This is a genomic window from Corynebacterium fournieri (assembly GCF_030408775.1).
Lineage (GTDB): Bacteria > Actinomycetota > Actinomycetes > Mycobacteriales > Mycobacteriaceae > Corynebacterium > Corynebacterium fournieri.
In genome coordinates this window covers 1,516,291-1,534,768 of sequence record NZ_CP047210.1, presented here as the reverse complement: position 1 = coordinate 1,534,768, position 18,478 = coordinate 1,516,291, and the positions used below count along the sequence as shown (strand labels likewise).

Genomic DNA, 18,478 nt, shown 5'->3' with positions numbered 1-18,478 from the left:
GCTACACTTAGGCCCCATGACGATGCAGCCGCGCCCCAACGACCCGATCGCACAGCGCAAAGCCGCCGTGCGCCAGTACTCCAGAAACGCCGTCCTCTGGGCCGGCGGCGGTGTGGCCGGCGGCATCGCCTTCGGCTTGATCTTCAGCTCGTGGACCATCCTGGTGCTCGGACTCGTGGTGGCAGTCGCCGGCGGGTTCACCAACTGGAACAAGGTCCAGAAAATCGTCAACCACAAGGACCAGTACTAGATTGACGCAGCCAACCGCGGCGGCGGTGCGCATCGACGTGTGGCTTTGGGCCGTGCGCATTTTCAAAACCCGCAGCCTGGCCGCCGAGGCGGTGCGCGCCGGCCACGTCAAAATCGACGGCAAAGCGGTGAAACCCGCCCAGCAGGTGGTGCCGGGGGAGACGGTGCGTGTGTGGAAGGACCACCGCGAATTCATCCTCGAAGTGGCGGCGACCGTGAGCAAACGCGTCGGCGCGCCCATCGCGCGCTCCTGCTACATCGACCACTCGCCGCCGCCCCCGCCGCGCGAACTGTTCGCCGCTCCGCCTGTGCGCGAGCGCGGCACAGGCAGGCCCACCAAGAAGGAGCGGCGCCAAACCGACCGGCTTCTGGGCCGGCGCAAGTAGCTACTCGCCGCGCAGCTGCGCCAGGCGGTTAGTCAGACGCTTGCGCCGCACCTGCGGGCGGTTTCCGGCATCCCAGGTGCGCTCAATGTGCTCGGTGCCGTAGCGGTTGAGCAACAAATCATCCACGATGCGCACCTGGCCCGGCACGAAGGGGTAGGACAGCGAGTTGGAAATCGCCTCGATGTCCGCCGGATTGGTCAGCTCCGCCACGTCCGAGACGTGCTCGATGCCGTGGGCGCGCAGCAGTTCCGTGCAGAAGCGGTAATCACCCGCCCGCGACAGCGGGAACTGGTTGCCCAACAAGACGGTGAGGATGCCGGGCAGCGTCTCCGGAGATATCTCGGCGTCGACCTCGGTGTTGACCTTGTCGTCCGGGGCGTCCGGGTTCGCCAGCGCCGCAATCTGATCGAACTGCTGGTCCGCCAGCTCGATGAGGCCGGCGGCGAGGGTAAAGGCGCGATCTACCTGCGGGTTAAGATTCTCGGTGGCGCGCTTGTAGCGGATGTCGTGCTCGAACTCCGCCCACGCGTGCTGCAGGACGGTGCGGATTTGCACCTCGAAGACCTGCCCGACAAACTCCTCCAGCCCCTCGGACTGCTCCTGCACGCGAACCACCATGTGGTGCGAGCCGTAGCCGAATCCGCCGGCCACGCGTGTTTCTTCGGCTTTGTCCACGCTGCGCAGGACCTCGAATTGGTCCGCCAAAAGCCGCTGCACGGCCGGGATTTCGGTGGAGTGCAGCACGGTGACGCGCGCGCCGACGATGTCCTTGATGTCGTGCCACGGGTCGGGGTAGACCATCTCACCGTCACCGCGGACCTTGCGGGCCTTTTCCTTCAGCGACGTCCACGACTTCACGCGCGCATCCACACGGTCGAAGTTCACGCCGGCGTCGCGCATGAGTTCGTGCAGGGCGTGACGGAACGTCGTCGCGGCGTCCTCGTGCTCGCGCACCCAGGCGAAGTAGGTCGACCCGAGGCGCGCGATAGTGTCGTCCACCACCTTGTTGCGGGCCTTGCGGCCCTTGGCGGGGTGCTTGTCAGTGCTCATAACGGCCGGTTAGCTTACATGGTCAACAGCACAGCGGGCAGGTCGGCGCACAGGCGCGCCACCGCCACGGTTCCCGAGAACTCGCGGCCGGTTAACCGATCTGTCCAGATCCCCTCCGGCAGGGTGACGGTGGTGTCGCGCCAACCGCCGGAGCGTTCCAGGGTCAGCGGCTCGCGGGTAGCAAGGGCGATGACCTGCGGTGCGCGCTCGCGCACACGCGCCATGGCCACCACGTGCCTGCTCGCTGCGCCTTCGGCGAAGACCGCTTCGTAGCCGCCCTCGAGGAAGAGCTCAGGCCGTTCGCGCCGTAGGGTCAGTGCTTCTCGCACAATGCGTTGCTTATCGACGTCCTCCGGTGCGCCCTCACCCCGCAATCGCGCCGTGTAGTCCACGAACCTGCGGTTATCAGGATCCACCAGGGAAAAGTCGAGAAACTCGGTGCCTTGGTACGTGTCCGGGACGCCGGGGCCGACCAACTGAAGCAGCTTGCGGCCCAGCGACACCACCACGCCGGCCCGGTCCAGCGTCAAGGCAAAGTCGGCCAGCATGCGGGCGGCCGGCCCGTGGGTGATCTGGCCGATCCACTCGGTGAGCTGGGCCTCGTAGTCCAGGTCGTTGTCGTACCAGCTGGTTAGCACGTCCGCCTCGCGCGCCGCCTTCACCGCGTACGCCTTCATCCTGTCCACGAACTCGGAGGTGACCTCGCCGTTACGCGGCCACGCGCCGAGGAGGTTTTGGATGAGGAAGTAGCCGGTGGCGTGATCCGGCGGGGAGGCAAGCGCGAACACATCGCGGACCAGCTGAGCGAACTCGCCGGGCACCTCCGCGATGCACAGCATCCGCGCGCGGGTGTCCTCGCTGCGTTTGGTGTCGTGTGTGGTCAGGGCAGTCATGCTGCGCGGCCACAGTCGGGCCCGCTCGTCCTGCAGCAGGTGAAACTCGGCAGGACTCACACCGAAGCGGCCGGGCGCGCCGCCGACTTCCTGCAGCGCCACCAGCCGGCAGGCGCGGTAGAACAACGTGTCCTCCACACCTTTCGCCATCACGGCGCCGCAGACCTGGGCGAAGCGCTGAGCCGCCTCGCCGTGGGCGGCCAAGGCGGCTGCAACGATGTCGAGCGCGGCCGGCTGCGACGTTGCTTGCGCCAGCTGCGCCACGACGGTGGCGCCCACCCGGGACAGACTGCGATAGTCGGCGCGGTAGACGGGCATTCGGGAGATCAGCTCCACCAGCACCTCGCTCACCTGCGCGTCGCTGACCTGGCGCGCTGCAGTGGTGAGGGTGTCGCGCCGCACCGCGCGCACCAGCCTGCGCACCTCAGCGGCGAGCTCCTCTTCGGCCACCCGGGCTTTCAGCGCCCACTCGGATTCCTCCACGGCCCGCGCGTCCCAGGTGGAGCCGGAGTAATGGCGGGCAGTCTCGCCCAAGGCCTCGGCGCTGTCCGGGCGCACGAAGATCCCGTCGAACTCGCGCAGCGCGTCGTAGCCGGTGGTGCCGTCGATGCCCAACCGCGGATCCAACGGCTCGTCCACCGCCAGGATCTTCTCCACAATCAACCACGTGTCGTGCCCGACCAGCTCGCGCAGTCGGGTGAGGTAGCCGAAGGGGTCGGTCAGGCCGTCGGGGTGGTCGACGCGGACGCCGTCGATAAGCCCCTCGCGCACGAGCTCACCCAGCTTTACATGCGTGGCGTCGAAGACGTCCTCGTCCTCTTGGCGCACGCCGGCGAGCCCGTTGATGGAAAAGAACCGCCGGTAGGAGATGATGCCGTCGCGCCAGTACATCAGACGGTAGTGCTGGCGCTCGTGGACGGCCGCCGGGTCATCGTTGAGGTCGGTGTATGTGCCGGGGCACAGCGGAAAGACGTGGTCGTAGTAGGTGAGTACGTCCTCGCCGTCGATGTGCTCAAGATGCAGCGCGTCCGTGTCACCGGGCGCGCCGAGCACCGGCAGCCCAAGCTTGCCGTCGGCGCCGTTGTCGGCTGCCCAGTCGATGTCGAAAAAGCGCGCGTACTCGGAGGATTGGCCGTGGGTGAGTACGTCCCACCACCACCGGTTTCGCCTGGGCACCTCCACGCCGAGGTGGTTGGGTACGATGTCCACCACCAATCCCAGCCCGGCGTCGTGCGCGGTGCGGGCCAACAACCGCAGCCCGTCGATGCCGCCGAGTTCTGGGTTGACCACGGTCGGGTCGATCACGTCGTAGTTGTGGTTGGACTCGGGCGCGGCGGCGAAGATCGGGGAGAGGTAGAGGTGCGATACTCCAAGGTCTGCGAGGTAGGGCACAAGCTCCGCGGCCTCGGCAAAGCCGAACGTGCGGCCCTGCTCGTCGGCGCGAGGCCCGCGCAACTGGAGGCGGTAAGTGGAGGTGATGGGGCGCTTCACGCCTCACACCCTAGTGGTCTTTCGCGTGGCACAGCAGGGGAAAGCCCACCGAGTAGGCCATCACGTCCGCGCCGGGCAAACAGCGAGCCACCTCGGCGGGCTCAGCGTCGAACACGAACAGCTCGCGGGCGTCCCGGGTGGCATACACCAGGCCGTGTTCTGGTTTCAACACGGCCTCGAGGTGGCGCTGAAGCAGGGTAAACGGCTGCGGGTGGGCAAGCCACCACGCGGCCGGCACGCCGTGGCCGTCCACCTCGAAGCCCCGCGGCAGTTCCGCACAGTCAAGTGCGGCGCTGGGGCAGCGCACCAGAAATTCCGCGCCCTCAGGGCGTTGGGCGCGGCCTGCGAGCTGGTCCGCCGCGGCGTTCCACAGCTGGTGGGCGCTTAAGCCCGCCGCCCCGATCTCCTGGTGGGTCAAGCCGGAAGCGGTGGGCGAGTCGAAGACGCACACCAGCCCCGGCGAAAGGCTGATAAATGCGGTGGAGGAGGCGAACCCGGCGGCGATGCACGCGCGCGTTTCCGCGCTGTCCACCCGCGCCAGGCGCAGGGCCACCCCACCGAGGGAAACTGGCGTTGAATCAAGGAGCTGCATGGCCATTTAGACGTTGGCCCAGCCGCTCCGGTTCCGTCGGGTGCGAAACTTTTTTAAAACGGCGGTTGCTCGTCCAAACCGAGCGCTTCGAAGAGCTTTGCCGCCTGCCAGATCTGAATGTCTTGGCCCTTGTCCTGCAGCTCGCGGGCCCGCTTTTCCTTCGAGGTCACCGTGGCCCATTCGCCCACCACCAGCAAGGTGGTCTTCTTGGTCACGTTTTTGCCCACCTGCGCGCCTTGCTGCGCAATCTTGGCCCACAGCTCGCCCTTGTCGTGGGGCTCGAATTCGCCGGTGAGCGTGACATGCTCGCCGTAAAGTGGCGCGTTCGGGTCTGCGTCCGGGTTCGGCTCCGGCACCGTGTCCGGCGTCGCCACGGACTGCCAGGGGGCGGGCTTGGAGCTTTTGCTTTGCGACGTCTGCTTCGCCGGGCCAGCCTGATTGGATCCACGCGGCGCTGCGGTGGCCCCGACGGCGGCGGCGACACCGCCCTGGGCGGCGTTTTGCGCCTGCATCGCGCGGCCCGCGCCGGAGCGGTCGCGCAGCACCGGGGTCACGCGCGTCTCATCGATGGAGCCGAGAGTGAACCCGGAGTCGTGCACGAAGCTCATCAGGCTGCCGGTGTGGCCAGCCTGCCGCGCCAGGCCCACCATCACGCCGGCGCAGGCAGCTGCGTCCTCGCAGGCGTCGTGGTGGTTGTCCAAGGAGGTGCCGAAGTGCTCCGCCAGGGTGGGCAGGCGGTGATTGGCCACGTCCAGCTTGGTCGCGCGGGCCTGGGCCAGGGTGCAGGCGAAGAGCATCTTTGGCGTATCGATGCCGCAGGCCAGGCAGGCGTCGCGCAGCGCGGAGGCGTCGAACTGGGCGTTGTGGGCCACCAGCGGCAAGTCGCCGACGAATGTCACCATGTCGGCGATGCAGTCCTGCACGTCCGGGGCGTCGGCGACGTCCTGCTCGGTAATGCCGTGGATGGCCACGTTGCCCTCTTCGAACTGGGCGAGCGAGGCCGGCGGCTTGCACAGCCAAGACACGCGGTCGACCTCTTCGCCGTCGATGATTTTGACCAAACCGATCTGGCAGATGGAACCCCAGCGGCGGTTAGCGGTCTCCACGTCGAAGCCGACGAAGGAAAAACCCGGAATGCCCGCTGCGCCAGCCACGGCGGAGGTGGCCGGGGCGTCGCCGCGCTTTGCGTCGTCGAGAAGCTGCAGCAGCTGCGCAGGACCCTGGTCGTCGCCAGGAACAAACAACACCGTGAGTGCCTCGGCACCGGCGTCGATGTCCACGCGCGAGCCGGTCCACGCGTCGCCCGGGGTGGGCGTGGTGCCGGCGATGTCGGCGATGGCGACCGAGCGGCTGGCGCTATCGCCGCGCAGTGAAGCAGCCAGAGAAGTAGGCGTGAGGGTCAGCTCCTCATTGGTCACAGTCAGGGTCGCGCCGTGCGCGGTGATCATTACTTATCGGCCTCCGAATTTCCTTCGCCTGCTGGTGGTTGAGTGCGGCGCAGCACCACAGTTGAGCGCTGGCCGACGGTAACGGACGTGCCCGGCTGCACCGGCTCTTGGTCCTCGCGCACGCCGAGTGCGGCGGTGGTGTCGACCAAAACTTCCCACTCGTCGCCGAACGCCGCGTCCGGGACCGTGAAGTCGATGTCCTCGAAATGGGCGTTGAACATGAGCAAGAAGGAATCGTCCACCACGCGCTGGCCGCGTGCGTCCGGCTCGGCGATGGCTTCGCCGTCGAGGAAGACCATCAAGGCGCGACCGAATGGGGCGTTCCAATCGTCCTGCGACATCAACGTGCACCCCGGAGTCAGCCAGGCGATCTCGCGGCCGTGCTCCTCGTCGCCGAGGGCGCCTCCGGCGAGGAATCGGCGGCGGCGGAACACCGGGTGCTCGCGGCGCAGCTCGATGAGGCGGCGGGTGAAGTCGAGCAGGTCCGCGGACGTTTCCAGCAGCGACCAGTCCATCCAGGAAATTTCGTTGTCCTGGCAGTAGACGTTGTTGTTGCCGCCCTGCGTGCGGGCGATCTCGTCGCCGTGGGCGAGCATCGGGGTGCCCTGGGACAGCAGAAGGGTGGTGAGGAAGTTGCGGCGCTGGCGCGCGCGCAGCTCGAGCACCTCCGCGTCGTCCGTTTCGCCTTCCACACCGCAGTTCCAGGATCGGTTGTGGCCCTCGCCGTCGCGGTTGTCCTCGCCGTTGGCCTCGTTGTGCTTGTCGTTGTAGCTGACCAGGTCGTTGAGGGTGAAGCCGTCGTGAGCAGTGATGAAGTTGATTGAGGCGGTGGGGCGGCGGCCGTTGTGCTGGTACAAATCCGACGACCCGGTCAGGCGCGAGGCGAACTCGCCCAAGGTGGAATCCTCGCCGCGCCAGAAGTCGCGCATGGTGTCGCGGTACTTTCCGTTCCACTCGCTCCACAGCGCGGGGAAGTTGCCCACCTGGTATCCGCCTTCGCCGACGTCCCACGGTTCGGCGATGAGCTTGACCTGGCTGACCACGGGGTCTTGCTGCACAAGGTCGAAGAAGGTGGCGAGGCGGTCCACATCCGAAAACTCGCGGGCGAGGGTGGACGCCAAGTCGAAGCGGAAGCCATCGACGTGCATGTCCGTGACCCAGTAGCGCAACGAATCCATGATCAGCTGCAGCGAGTGCGGGTAGCGCACATTAAAGGAGTTACCGGTGCCGGTGTAGTCCATGTAGTGGAACTTGTCCTCGTCCACCAGGCGGTAGTAGGCCTCGTTGTCAATGCCGCGAAACGCGATGGTGGGGCCCATGTGGTTGCCCTCTGCGGTGTGGTTGTATACCACGTCCAAGATGATCTCGATGCCCGCTTCGTGGTAGGCGCGCACCATCTGCTTGAACTCCGCCACCGCATCGCCCGGAGCGGTGGAGGAGGCGTAGTTGTTCTCCGGGGCGAAAAAGCCGAACGTGTTGTAGCCCCAGTAGTTGCGCAGGCCCAGGTCGCGCAGGCGGTCGTCCTGGAGGAACTGATGCACCGGCAGCAGTTCGATGGCGGTCACGCCTAAGTCGGTGAGGTAGTCCACCATCACCGGGTGAGCCATGCCGGCGTACGTGCCGCGCAGCTGCTCCGGAATGCCCGGGTGGGTCTGGGTCATGCCTTTGACGTGGCACTCGTAGATGACGGATTCTTCCTCCGGGATCTTCGGCGCGCGGTCGTCTCCCCAATCAAAAAACGGGTTGATCACCACCGACAGCATGGTGTGGCCCAGCGAGTCTTCTTCGTTGCGGCCCGTGCCCGGCTCCTCTGCGTGCACGTCGTAGGAGAACAGGGAGGAGTGCTGGTCGAACTCGCCGTCGAAGGCGCGCGCGTACGGGTCCACGAGCAACTTGTTCGGGTCGCAACGTTTGCCGGCGGCCGGGTCCCACGGCCCGTGGACGCGGTAACCGTAGCGCTGGCCCGGGCTCACTCCCGGCAGGTATGCGTGCCAGACGTGGTTGTCCACCTCTTCGAGCGGAATGCGGGTCTCTGCACCCTCGTCGTCGATCAGGCACAGTTCCACTTTTTCCGCGACGCTGGAAAACAGCGCGAAGTTTGTGCCTGCGCCGTCGAAGGTGGAGCCGAGCGGGTATGCGGAACCGGGCCAGACGATGGTCTCACTCATGGGGCCACAGCTTAGTGCGCCCTCAGACGCTTCGCTTCAGCCCGTCGAGCAAGAACCCCACTGCCGCTGCGTGTTCGGCGGAACCGTCGGTGCGGGGTGCGGCTCCAGTGGCCTGCGCAAGTTGCGCGGCGGACTGTTGGACGGCGGCGTCGCCGAGCGTGAGGTGCAGCAGCCCTCGGGCTGCGACGCGCACATTCTCCTGCTCGTCTGCATCAGCCAAAACGGCCCTCACCGAGGCGGAAAACCGCGTTTCCAAGGACTGCCGCACGAGCGAATCGGGCTGGCTCACGGCGGCGACAACCACCTCGGCGCCGTCGCGCACCGACAACAGCGCCTCGCGCAGCTCGCTGCTGAGGCGTGCGGGGTCGGGCACCGCGCCGTCGACAAGCGGCTGCACGATGGCCTCCGCCATGAAGCCGATGAGCTCCTGCTTGTTAGCGATGTGCCAGTACAACGCGCCGGGTGCGACCCCCAACGAGTTGGCCACGCGGCGCATGGACACGTCCGCGAGACCGTAATCACCGAGGATGGCCAACGCGGCCTCGGTGATGCGCTCGCGGGTTAGTTGCATTCCTCAAACATATCCAACTCTCTGCGAACGCAGCGCGGGTACAGATGCCTCCGCGCGGAAAATGCCTCTACGAAAGCTCACAGAAACCATCCAGAATGCTTGTATAGATGTCCTACGGGAGCGTCAGTGAGTAGTTGGTACTATTTCCGACAGGTCTACACCACGACTGCATTTCGGCATATCGCAAACGCATATCGCAAACACAGTCGCTGGTGCCAGCCCGCGCCGAAAGTACGGCCGGGTCCGACAACGAGAGGTACAGGTATACCGTGAAGTTGCAATCGAAAAAGAGCATGGCAGTAACGGCGACGGCGCTCGCCCTCGTACTCCCGCTCGCCGCCTGCGGGTCCGAAGACGAAGGCACCTCCGGCGGCCTGTCCACCGCTGCCGAGGCCCCGTCTTCCGCATCCGCTGCTAACTCCGAGACTGCAGCAGACGCATCCTCCGAGGAGAGCTCCGACAAGTCCACCGTCACCGAGACGACGAAGAAGAGCGCGGACAAGGAAGCCAAGAAGGACAACAAGGACGCGAACAAGGACAACAAGCAGTCCGACAACGCTCAGGGTGCGGACGGCGAGCAGCCGCCGACACTGGTCAACCCGTTTGAAAACGGTATGCCGGAAAACACCAACCAGCCGCTGGCTGGCGGTGAGGAAGGCAGCGAGGAAGACCGCAAGCAGATGGAGGACGTCGCCCGCAACGTGCTCAACCCGGGCTCCTTCGCGGACTGGACCCCGACCATTTTGGAAAACTCCTGCAAGGCCGTCACTGAGCCGATGCTCGCAGAGCTGGAGCGCCAGGGCATGACCCTGGAGCAGGTGGAAGAGGCGAGCCGTCTTGCTGAGGAGCAGGGCCAGGGCATCGACCTGCCCCAGACCGAAGTGAGCCTGACCGACGTGCGCGTCGAGGGCGACCGCGCCTCCGGCAGCCTGACCGCAAAGAGCGACCAGGGCGAGGACACCCAGACCATGATCTTCCAGAAGGAAGACGGACGCTGGAAGCTGTGCAACTAGCTGCAACTAGCACAGTGCAGCTGAAGAAGACATCCGCACTGAGCGCCGGAGCAGGGCTCCTGGCGCTCGGTTGCGTTTTGGGGATCGCCGGTGGCGGCACGTGGGCGCTGTTGCGCCCCGCCTACGTGGGCGAAATCGCAGAAGGCGGAGTCAAGCTCGATCAATCGCTCAGCCCCGCCAACGTCGAGTTCACCGGCTTCGGCACATTCGCTCTGCTCTCCACACTGGCTGGGGTCGTGGTAGCTGCGGTAGCGCTCAACTCCGCCCGCCGCGGCAGGGTCCGCGGTTCCGTGGCCTGGCTGCTATGGGCTGGTGTGGTCAGCGCGGTCTCCGCACTCGCCCTCTACATTTTCGGCGACTGGTTCGTGGCCGTGCTGCACCCGGTGCCGGATTTGGACACCATCGCGCAGGGCGACGCCGTGACCATGGTCCCGCCCGTGCGCCCGGGGGCGGCCTGGGCGGCGGCACCGTTCGCGTCGGTGCTGTTGTATTGGGTAGTCAACCTGCTGGCGTACACCACGGAAAACGCAGATTAGTAAGTCGAGCTAGTGTCGGCCCGGCCAATCCACCACGGACTGGCCCGCCGCCTGCTGGCTGACGTGGTCGATCGCCGCCAGACACGCCGCCATCGCGGACACAACAAACTCGCTGACCTGCGCCTGCGCCGCGCCCTCCGCCACAAGCATGGTGGACTCCGCGTGCACATGCACAACGCCGTCGAACTCGTGCAAATACACCGTGGTTGCGCTGGTGCGCTCGTTGACGTCGTTGCACACCAGCCACAACGGGAGGAAGGCTGCGAGCGCGTCGCGGCCTGTGTCCCACATCCCCGTCACCCGGGCGTACTGGGGGCCGGGCTCACCGTCGATGGACAACGCGAACGCAACACCGTTGACCCCGGTGGCGATCACGCCGTCCTCGCTCAGGCCGTAGCGGAAGTCGAGCAACTCTAAGGCGGCCGAAAGTTCGTGCAAGTCCACCGGCGCCACAGCCCCTGCTGGGCCGTTTGCTTCCGCGTAGAGCTCGGGCACCGTCGTCACCTCCTGCCGGCCCCCGCGGGGCAGGTGGCGCAACGACGGATGGCGGCCCAACAGCACATTCGTGTCCTGGACCCGCATGAGCTGCGGTGGCAGCGGCTGGTCCAGGGCCGCGTCCAAAAAACGTTCGCGCAGCCGCTGGTAGAACGCCGCCGCGTGCTCGAAGGAATCGACCAATTCGGCGGCCAACTGGTCGTCGCTAAGCCCGTGCTTGATGTGGATGCCACGGCGCATCCGCGCCTGCAGATCACCCGATTCCAACAGGCGGTACGACGCCCAAGGGCCGACCCGGTCGTGGTTCCACGCGTTGATGAAGCGGGCGAGATCCGTGGAGTGCTCGAAGGCGGTGGGGATGCGCTCCGCGGTATCCATCACCAGCGACATCGGGCGCGCGTAATCCACCCACAGCGCCACGGTGAACGCGTGCGCGCCGACAACGAGACGGTCCGGGCGCACCAGAGGGTCGAACCCGAGTCCTTCCAGCACCGCGGCCACGTGGTCGAGGTTGACCTCTGCCGGGCGTTGCTCGCCGGCCGGTGCTGCGTGCTTTCCCATACAGCGAGCATAACGCCCGGCTTCGAGCTGGCGCCGGTGGAATCCCCCGCAGCGTCTACAATGTTCGCGGAATCGAGTCGGTTGCGAAGGAGGTCATCGCGGTGTCCGCTGTCGGGAACCCGGTACTGGTGGTCGTGCTCAGCATTATTGCTGGGCTTCTCGTCGGCGGAGTGTGGTCCACATATCAGCGTGGCGCGCCGCGTGCCGTGACTGCGGTGCTGGCGCTTTTGGCTGTCATGGCCGTGCTCTTCGCAGCTCTCACGCTTGTGGAGGTGATCTGAGATGGCATGGTCCAACCCGCCGCTGACCCGCGGGGAAGTTGAGTCGCTGACAAACGTGTGGCGCGCGCGAGGTCTGATCCCCGTGCTCGTGGCCGTGGCGTCCGCCTTCGCCGCGTGGGCGCTGCTGCTGCCGGTGGTGCCCACCGCCGTGATCGACGCCGGCCAGCCCGCCTCCCTCGCGGGACTTTCCACCGGCGTGTTCATGTTCGCCACCGTGATCACCCAGATGTTCACCCCGAAGGCGCTCAAGACGTTCGGCTTCGGCTGGGTCCTCGCCATCGCGTCGCTGCTGTTGGGCATTCCGGCGCTGGGCTACATGATCGGGATGGATGCGGTGCCGCTGCTGACCGTCAGCGCGATCCGCGGCATCGGCTTCGGCGCGTTGTCCGTTGCAGAGGCCGCCATCATCGCCGAGCTGGTGCCGTTGCGCCTGTTAGGCAGCGCCACGGGCATCTTCGGCATGGTGGTGGGCCTGGCGCAGATGGTGGCGCTGCCGTCCGGCCTCGCCCTGGTGGAAGTCATCGGCTACAACTGGGTCTACGTCATCGCCACATCCATCGGCGCAATCTCGTTGGTGGCGTGCATGGCTATCCCCCCGATTCCGCCGGCGGACCCGGACGCGGAATCGCAGCAGAGCGTGCGCGTTCCTATGTGGCACCTGGCGCTCGTGCCAGCGCTCGCATTGATGTTCGTTACCACCGCGTACGGCGCAATCACCAACTTCCTGCCGGTGTCCATGCGAGAGCTCGATCCGGTCTCCGGTGCCACGCTTGCGGGCGTGATGCTCGCGGTGCTCAACTTTGCCGCCATGGTGTCGCGCTACGTGGCCGGCCGGATTATGGACCGTCGCGGGTACCCGGGCTCTGTGATCATTCCGTTCCAGATCCTCGCCGCCGTGGGTGTTGCGCTGATGGCCATGATCTTGGCCATGGAGCTGCCCGCTTGGACCATGCTCATTGCCGCGCTGTTTTACGGCGCTGGATTCGGCGGCGTGCAAAACGAGGCGCTGACGCTGCTGTTCTACCGTCTGCCTCGCCATAAGACGTCCGAGGCATCTGCGATCTGGAACATCGGCTTCGACGGCGGCACAGGTTTAGGTTCGACCTTCTACGGCATGTTGGTGGCCCAGATGGCGTTCGCGCCGGTGTTCGGCATCGCGTCCGGCGTGATCACCATTGGTCTGGCCATCACTTTGCTGGATCGGCAGCTGGGCCGGCACCGCGTGGTGGAGGTCAACAACCTCTCCGCCCGACTCAAGGCAGTGCAGGCGCCGCGGCGCTACCCGCGCAAGCGCCAGTAGGTCCGGCGACGGCTAAACTACGCACCCATGAGCGAGAAGACCGCCAGCCTGGCAGCCCCCGCAGTGGCCGTGTTCGACCCTTTTGCGGGCGCAAACCAGGCCGTTGAGAAGGTGCGCGCCGCTTTGCGTGCGCAGGGGGCGAACGCGGTAATTACCGACGATCCCGCTGAAGCTGTCGCGGCCGACGGGCTCGTGCTCGCGGCGGACGGCGACGCGGCGGAGGCGTTGCGCGCGCTGCACGCGGCGCAGACGGGGCGCATTGTCGGCCAGCGCCTGGCGGGATCGCGCCCCGTGCTCGCGGTCGGTGCGGCGATGGATGCGCTGTTCGAGCGCGGTGCGGACGGGAAGGCCGGGTTCGGGGAGTGGCCGGGGGACGTCGCAAAGCTCGCAGCTCCCGTTGAGCGCGCAACGGTTCAGGCGGCGGAAGGCTCGCGACTGCTGTCCGGCTCGCACGAGTTCGTCTTCGATGCTGCCACCGGCGCACGCAACTTCGAACTCACCGAAGACGAGTTCATCGCGTACCCGACGCTGAGCTGGGCCGAGGGTGTGCTGGCGGCTGTAGAAAACGGCCCGCTGTGCGCCGTGCGGTTCCACCCCGAAGCATCCGGCGACGCCGGCGCGGCAGTGCTTAGCAACTGGATTGCGCGCCTGGGGCAGTAGCGATGAACGATGTGACGGGGAGCCTGCACGCCGCGGAGGCGGCAGTTGACGCTGCCCGCGAGATCTTCGTCAACGAACTCGGCGCCGCCCCGGCATTGCACAAAACCTCCGGTGACTTCGCCACCGCCGCCGACATCGCGGTGGAAAAACTCCTGCGCACACATCTCACCCGGGATACCGGCATCGGTGTGTACGGCGAAGAGCAGGGAGGCGCACTGGATGAGCACGCGTGTTGGGTGGTCGACCCCATCGACGGCACGTCGAACTACTCCACGGGGAACCCGAACTGCGCCATTTTGGTGTCCTTGCTGGTGGAGGGCCAACCGGTGGTGGCGGTGGTGGACGCGCCGCTTTTGGGCATGAGGCTCACGGCAACCGACGGCGAGCCGGTGCACCTCAACGGCCGTGCGCTGCCGCCCATCCGAGTCTCTGATACGGCGCCGCACGTGGGGATCGGTTCGCTATTTTCCCGTGGCACCGACGACATGCCGTCGCACCGGCGCCTGCAGCTGGTCGGGGAGTTGGCCCGGGCGCACCTGCGGCCCCGCATCAGCGGCTCGGTGGGCATCGACCTCGCCTTCGTGGCGCAGGGGATCTACCAGGCCGCGGTGAGTTTTTCGCCGAACGTGTGGGACAACGCCGCCGGCATCCTGCTTGCGCGCAGCGCCGGCGCCGTGGCAACCGCCGGAGACGGCACCGAGTGGCACCCCGGATCAACCGGGGCCGTGGTTGGCACCGCCAAGGCGCACGCCGCGGTGATGGGTGCTTTTGGCGCAGTGCACAAGGACGCGAGCAAGAAGGAGCAGCGATGACTACAGCGAGCGCAACCCCCGACAAGAAAGCGGCGCGTGCAGGCGCCGCGACGCTGGGTGTCGCTGGGGCGCTGACCTGGGCCGCCTCCCGGATGGACTGGGTGCGCGCCGACTACCTCGACGACATCTCCGGCGGCGGGTCCGCCACTGTCAACGGCACGGATTGGTCCACGGAGACCACCGCGGTGGCGGTGTTGCTCATCGCTGGCATGGTCGCAGCGTTTGCTTTGCGACGCTTTGGCCGCCGCGTCGTCGGCGCCATCTGCGCCGCGGCGTCCGTCGGATTGGCTCTCCCCGCGGTCCAGCTGTTCGTCTCGGGCGCGGACCCGGAGCGCGTCCACGCGTTGCTCACTGCCGGTGCGGATCAGGCCCAGCAGGCGAATTCCACCCCGGCGATTGCGGAGTGGGCGGAAATCACCTCCACCGCCGTGCAGCCGCTCGGGCCCGCACTGACGCTGCTGGCGGCGCTGCTCGGTGTGATCGGCGGCGTGGTGCTGATTTCTCGCCCGGGCACCGATTCGCCGAGGCAGAACAAATACGAAAAAGAAGCGGTGCGCCGGGAGAAGGTGCGCGAGGATTTGGAGGAAGACCCCCAGTCCGGCCGGGTGCTGTGGGACGCGATCAGCGCCGATATCGACCCGACGGATCCGCGCGGCGGCGAGGGTGGACCGGATTTCCGCTCCAGATAGGCCACCGGCTAGCCTTATCTGGGATAGGCCAGGGCCCCTTTCGACTTGGAGGTAGCCATGCCGGCACCGGGCACACTCGACGACGTTGTCGCTGGTGTGCTCAGCGACGTTGCGAAGCGTGAGGCCGCCGTTTCCTTCAAAGAGATCAAAGCGCGTTCGCGCGATATGGCGCCGACCCGAGACGCTCGGGCGGCGCTTTTGCGTCACGGCTGCAGCGTGATCGTGGAGATTAAGCGAAACTCCCCAGTCTTCGGCCCCACCGGCGCAGGCTACGCGCCCGTGACCACGCTGGCGCAGGACATCGAGGCTGGCGGAGCGCACCTGATTGCGTGCCAGACGGAGCGGCTGCGTTTCGACGGCTCCCTCGCGGACATGGCCGAGGCTAGGGAAGCGGTGGAGCTGCCCATGGTGTGCCGCGACGTGATTGTGGACCCGTACCAGATCCACGAGGCCCGCTGCTACGGCGCGGACGCGATCCCGCTGCAGGTGGGCATTTTGGACCAGGCTCGTTTTGAGGCGCTGCTGGACCGGGCCGAGTCCCTCGGCATGGCCGCTGTGGCGGAAGTGCGCAGCCCGGAAGAGGCGGACCGCGCGTTGCGTGCCGGGGTGACTGTGGTGGCGGTGAACTCCTGGAGCTTCGACACCAACGACTTGAACCGCAACGCGTTCGCAGAGATTGCCCCGGGGCTGCCTAGCGAGGTAATCAAGATCAGCTTGGGCGGCGTGTCCACCCCGCGCGATCTGATCAACGCCGCTTCGTGCGGCGCCGACGCGGTGCTCGCCGCGGAAGCGGTGATGGCGGCGGGAGATGTGCTTTCGGCGACACGCTCGCTGGCCACGGCGGGACAGCATCCTGCGTGCCCGTCTCGGCGGTAGGTGGCACACTAAGTGGCGTGCAAACGCTGAATTTGGCCAACATCCCCTCGCCGCCGCAGGGCGTGTGGCATATCGGTCCCATCCCGATTCGCGCCTACGCTCTGTGCATCATCACCGGCATCATCGTCGCGATAGCGATATCGCTGCGCCGCTACAAAGCGCGCGGCGGCAACCCGGAGACGGTGTGGGACGCCGCAATTGTGATCATTCCCGCCGGCATCATCGGTGGGCGGCTCTACCACGTGATCACGGACCACCAGAAGTACTTCGGTGAGGGGAAAAACCCCTGGCAAGCGTTCAACATCACGGCGGGCGGTCTCGGCATCATCGGGGCAGTGGCGCTTGGCGCACTCGCGGTGTGGGTGATGATGCGGCGCAAGGGGCTGCCGATTGCGCCGCTGGCAGACGCGGTGGCGCCGTCCGTGATTCTGGCCCAAGGCATCGGTCGCTTGGGCAACTACTTCAACCAGGAGCTCTACGGCGCGGAGACCACCGTGCCGTGGGCGCTGGACATCTATTACCGCGTCAACGAGGCAGGGCAGTACGCGCCGCTGACGGGGCGTTCCACCGGCGAGGTCATCGCCAGCGTGCACCCGACGTTCTTGTACGAGTTGTTGTGGAACGTGGCGGTGTTTTTCGTGCTCATCTGGGCCGACCGCCGCTTCCGCCTCGGGCATGGGCGCGTGTTCTGGCTCTATGTGGCCGGCTATTCGCTGGGCCGCTTCTTCATCGAGCTCATGCGCCGCGACGAGGCGAACCTGATCCTCGGCCTGCGCGTGAACACGTGGGTCACGGCGATTTTGTTCCTCACAGCGGTGGTGGTGTTCCTGCTGCTGCGCAAAGGCAGGGAAACCCCGCAGGAGGTGGACCCGGTGTTCAACGAGCAGCCCCCGGCAGACCCGCAAAATCGAGAGTACGGTGTGGCGTTGAACGACACGCAAGAAACCTACGAAGGCGAGGTTGGTACACGTGGATAGAAGGACGAAGATCGTCTGCACCCTCGGTCCGGCGGTGGCCAGCAAGGATGCGATTTTAGGGCTGGTGCGCGACGGGATGGATGTCGCGCGTTTGAACTTCTCGCACGGCGACTACCCGGATCATGAGCAGAACTACCGCTGGGTGCGCGAGGCCACCGACGAGACTGGCCACGCCGTGGGCATCCTGGCGGACCTGCAGGGCCCAAAGATCCGCCTCGGCCGCTTCGAAGGCGACGGCAAGACGTACTGGGAGACCGGTGAGACTGTCCGCATCACCGTCGACGACGTCGAGGGCACGCACGACCGCGTGTCCACCACCTACAAGCAGCTCGCCCAGGACGCGAAGCCGGGCGACCGCCTGCTTGTCGACGACGGCAAGGTCGGCCTCGTGTGCACCGACATCGACGGCAACGACGTGGTCTGCCGCGTCACCGAGGGCGGCCCGGTATCCAATAACAAGGGTGTTTCCCTGCCGGGCATGGACATCTCCGTGCCAGCTCTGAGTGAAAAGGACAAGGAAGATCTGCGCTTCGCGCTGCAGCTCGGCGTGGACATCATCGCCTTGTCGTTTGTGCGCTCCCCGGCGGATGTGGAGCTGGTCCACGAGATCATGGACGAGGTTGGCAGGCGTGTACCGGTCGTCGCAAAGCTTGAAAAGCCCGAGGCTGTGGACGCGCTTGAGTCCATCATCCTCGCCTTCGACGCTGTCATGGTCGCCCGTGGCGACCTGGGCGTGGAGATCCCGCTCGAGCAGGTACCCGCGGTGCAAAAGCGCGTGATCCAGATTGCTCGCGAGAACGCGAAGCCGGTGATTGTGGCGACGCAGATGCTCGACTCCATGATCGAGAACTCTCGCCCGACCCGCGCCGAGGCTTCCGACGTGGCCAACGCGGTGCTCGACGGCGCGGACGCGGTGATGCTCTCCGGCGAGACGTCCGTGGGCGTGGACCCGCACAATGTCGTGCGCACCATGAGCCGCATCGTGCGCTCCGCAGAGACCATGGGCACGGTCCCACCGCTGAACCACATCCCGCGCACGAAGCGTGGCGTCGTGTCGTACTCCGCCAACGACATCGCAGACCGTCTCAACGCCCGCGCGATTGTCACCTTCACCACCTCCGGCGACACCGCCCGTCGGGTGGCGCGCCTGCACCCGGACCTGCCGCTTTTGGTGTTTACGCCGGTGCAGCAGGTGCGCTCACAGCTGGCCATGACGTGGGGTGCGGAGACGTTCCTGTGCGAGCAGGTGCACAGCACCGACGACATGATCAAGGTGGTCGACAGCCAGCTACTCGCCATGGAGCAGTACAACGAAGGCGACACGATGGTCGTGGTCGCTGGCACCCCGCCCGGGGTCTCCGGCACGACGAACACCATTCACGTGCACCAGCTCGGCGAGGACACGCAAAAGGGCTAAGCAGTTACTCTGG

At 66.5% G+C, this 18,478-nt stretch carries 19 protein-coding genes; 12 read left to right on the top strand and 7 right to left on the bottom strand.

Going from position 1 to position 18,478, the window contains the following annotated elements:
• Positions 1-16 precede the first annotated feature (16 nt).
• Both CFOUR_RS07425 and CFOUR_RS07420 read left to right on the top strand, forming a co-directional pair.
• A complete protein-coding gene (locus tag CFOUR_RS07425) occupies positions 17-250 on the top strand; it encodes a hypothetical protein (RefSeq protein ID WP_085958233.1) in 234 nt (77 codons plus the stop codon).
• A gap of 1 nt (position 251) precedes the next feature.
• Positions 252-635 (top strand): RNA-binding S4 domain-containing protein, encoded by a 384-nt coding sequence (locus CFOUR_RS07420; protein WP_085958232.1) that lies wholly within the window; start codon positions 252-254, stop codon positions 633-635.
• Here CFOUR_RS07420 and CFOUR_RS07415 read toward each other — a convergent pair whose 3' ends face one another.
• From CFOUR_RS07415 to CFOUR_RS07390, 6 genes are read right to left on the bottom strand one after another with little or no spacing between them, the layout of a single operon-like run.
• Positions 636-1,685: a GTP pyrophosphokinase gene (locus CFOUR_RS07415; protein WP_085958231.1), complete on the bottom strand. Its 1,050-nt coding sequence runs from the start codon at positions 1,683-1,685 to the stop codon at positions 636-638.
• A 14-nt stretch (positions 1,686-1,699) separates the two neighbouring features.
• On the bottom strand, positions 1,700-4,069 hold the full coding sequence (gene treY / locus CFOUR_RS07410) for a malto-oligosyltrehalose synthase (RefSeq protein WP_085958230.1): 2,370 nt from the start codon (positions 4,067-4,069) through the stop codon (positions 1,700-1,702).
• Between the two features lie 10 nt (positions 4,070-4,079).
• Positions 4,080-4,667: a hypothetical protein gene (locus tag CFOUR_RS07405; RefSeq protein ID WP_290179074.1), complete on the bottom strand. Its 588-nt coding sequence runs from the start codon at positions 4,665-4,667 to the stop codon at positions 4,080-4,082.
• A gap of 47 nt (positions 4,668-4,714) precedes the next feature.
• Positions 4,715-6,109 carry an exonuclease domain-containing protein gene (locus CFOUR_RS07400; RefSeq protein WP_290179073.1) on the bottom strand — a complete coding sequence of 465 codons (1,395 nt, stop codon included), beginning with the start codon at positions 6,107-6,109 and terminating at the stop codon, positions 4,715-4,717.
• Complete coding sequence (glgX, locus tag CFOUR_RS07395) at positions 6,109-8,277, bottom strand: glycogen debranching protein GlgX (protein ID WP_085958228.1); 2,169 nt, start codon at positions 8,275-8,277, stop codon at positions 6,109-6,111. Before glgX ends, CFOUR_RS07400 begins: the two co-directional genes overlap by 1 nt.
• Positions 8,278-8,299: 22 nt before the next feature.
• A complete protein-coding gene (locus CFOUR_RS07390; protein ID WP_085958227.1) occupies positions 8,300-8,848 on the bottom strand; it encodes a TetR family transcriptional regulator in 549 nt (182 codons plus the stop codon).
• A 293-nt stretch (positions 8,849-9,141) separates the two neighbouring features.
• Here CFOUR_RS07390 and CFOUR_RS07385 point away from each other — a divergent pair, with 293 nt between their 5' ends.
• Together CFOUR_RS07385 and CFOUR_RS07380 are read left to right on the top strand one after the other, a co-directional pair.
• Positions 9,142-9,861: a hypothetical protein gene (locus tag CFOUR_RS07385; protein WP_085958226.1), complete on the top strand. Its 720-nt coding sequence runs from the start codon at positions 9,142-9,144 to the stop codon at positions 9,859-9,861.
• Positions 9,852-10,397, top strand: coding sequence for a hypothetical protein (locus CFOUR_RS07380; protein WP_290179072.1), 546 nt, complete (start codon positions 9,852-9,854; stop codon positions 10,395-10,397). The genes CFOUR_RS07385 and CFOUR_RS07380 overlap by 10 nt, the downstream gene beginning before the upstream one ends.
• A 9-nt stretch (positions 10,398-10,406) precedes the next feature.
• Here CFOUR_RS07380 and CFOUR_RS07375 read toward each other — a convergent pair whose 3' ends face one another.
• Positions 10,407-11,453: a YbjN domain-containing protein gene (locus CFOUR_RS07375; protein WP_085958223.1), complete on the bottom strand. Its 1,047-nt coding sequence runs from the start codon at positions 11,451-11,453 to the stop codon at positions 10,407-10,409.
• A gap of 101 nt (positions 11,454-11,554) precedes the next feature.
• Here CFOUR_RS07375 and CFOUR_RS07370 point away from each other — a divergent pair, with 101 nt between their 5' ends.
• Genes CFOUR_RS07370 through pyk form a run of 8 tightly spaced genes read left to right on the top strand, consistent with a single transcriptional unit; the run spans position 11,555 to position 18,465 of the window.
• Positions 11,555-11,734 carry a hypothetical protein gene (locus CFOUR_RS07370; protein WP_290179071.1) on the top strand — a complete coding sequence of 60 codons (180 nt, stop codon included), beginning with the start codon at positions 11,555-11,557 and terminating at the stop codon, positions 11,732-11,734.
• 1 nt (position 11,735) lies between these two features.
• Complete coding sequence (locus CFOUR_RS07365; protein ID WP_290179070.1) at positions 11,736-13,034, top strand: MFS transporter; 1,299 nt, start codon at positions 11,736-11,738, stop codon at positions 13,032-13,034.
• 27 nt (positions 13,035-13,061) lie between these two features.
• Positions 13,062-13,694, top strand: a complete 633-nt coding sequence (locus CFOUR_RS07360; protein ID WP_290179069.1) for a type 1 glutamine amidotransferase family protein — start codon at positions 13,062-13,064, stop codon at positions 13,692-13,694.
• 2 nt (positions 13,695-13,696) lie between these two features.
• Entirely contained in the window at positions 13,697-14,506 is an 810-nt protein-coding gene (locus CFOUR_RS07355) for an inositol monophosphatase family protein (protein WP_085958221.1), read from the top strand.
• Positions 14,503-15,195, top strand: a complete 693-nt coding sequence (locus tag CFOUR_RS07350; RefSeq protein ID WP_085958220.1) for a TIGR02234 family membrane protein — start codon at positions 14,503-14,505, stop codon at positions 15,193-15,195. Before CFOUR_RS07355 ends, CFOUR_RS07350 begins: the two co-directional genes overlap by 4 nt.
• A 57-nt stretch (positions 15,196-15,252) precedes the next feature.
• On the top strand, positions 15,253-16,071 hold the full coding sequence (locus CFOUR_RS07345; protein ID WP_085958219.1) for an indole-3-glycerol phosphate synthase TrpC: 819 nt from the start codon (positions 15,253-15,255) through the stop codon (positions 16,069-16,071).
• A gap of 26 nt (positions 16,072-16,097) precedes the next feature.
• Entirely contained in the window at positions 16,098-17,048 is a 951-nt protein-coding gene (lgt, locus tag CFOUR_RS07340; RefSeq protein ID WP_085958518.1) for a prolipoprotein diacylglyceryl transferase, read from the top strand.
• On the top strand, positions 17,041-18,465 hold the full coding sequence (gene pyk, locus CFOUR_RS07335; protein WP_085958218.1) for a pyruvate kinase: 1,425 nt from the start codon (positions 17,041-17,043) through the stop codon (positions 18,463-18,465). The genes lgt and pyk overlap by 8 nt, the downstream gene beginning before the upstream one ends.
• Positions 18,466-18,478 lie beyond the last annotated feature (13 nt).

Bases quoted from the DNA above. Each gene is read 5' to 3' on its own strand.
- CFOUR_RS07385 (WP_085958226.1), top strand. From the start codon at position 9,142: ATGGCAGTAACGGCGACGGCGCTCGCCCTCGTACTCCCGCTCGCCGCC.
- CFOUR_RS07390 (WP_085958227.1), bottom strand. From the start codon at position 8,848: ATGCAACTAACCCGCGAGCGCATCACCGAGGCCGCGTTGGCCATCCTC.
- glgX (WP_085958228.1), bottom strand. From the start codon at position 8,277: ATGAGTGAGACCATCGTCTGGCCCGGTTCCGCATACCCGCTCGGCTCC.
- CFOUR_RS07360 (WP_290179069.1), top strand. From the start codon at position 13,062: ATGAGCGAGAAGACCGCCAGCCTGGCAGCCCCCGCAGTGGCCGTGTTC.
- CFOUR_RS07415 (WP_085958231.1), bottom strand. From the start codon at position 1,685: ATGAGCACTGACAAGCACCCCGCCAAGGGCCGCAAGGCCCGCAACAAG.
- CFOUR_RS07405 (WP_290179074.1), bottom strand. From the start codon at position 4,667: ATGGCCATGCAGCTCCTTGATTCAACGCCAGTTTCCCTCGGTGGGGTG.
- CFOUR_RS07400 (WP_290179073.1), bottom strand. From the start codon at position 6,109: ATGATCACCGCGCACGGCGCGACCCTGACTGTGACCAATGAGGAGCTG.
- CFOUR_RS07350 (WP_085958220.1), top strand. From the start codon at position 14,503: ATGACTACAGCGAGCGCAACCCCCGACAAGAAAGCGGCGCGTGCAGGC.
- CFOUR_RS07425 (WP_085958233.1), top strand. From the start codon at position 17: ATGACGATGCAGCCGCGCCCCAACGACCCGATCGCACAGCGCAAAGCC.
- CFOUR_RS07365 (WP_290179070.1), top strand. From the start codon at position 11,736: ATGGCATGGTCCAACCCGCCGCTGACCCGCGGGGAAGTTGAGTCGCTG.
- CFOUR_RS07375 (WP_085958223.1), bottom strand. From the start codon at position 11,453: ATGGGAAAGCACGCAGCACCGGCCGGCGAGCAACGCCCGGCAGAGGTC.
- CFOUR_RS07345 (WP_085958219.1), top strand. From the start codon at position 15,253: ATGCCGGCACCGGGCACACTCGACGACGTTGTCGCTGGTGTGCTCAGC.
- CFOUR_RS07355 (WP_085958221.1), top strand. From the start codon at position 13,697: ATGAACGATGTGACGGGGAGCCTGCACGCCGCGGAGGCGGCAGTTGAC.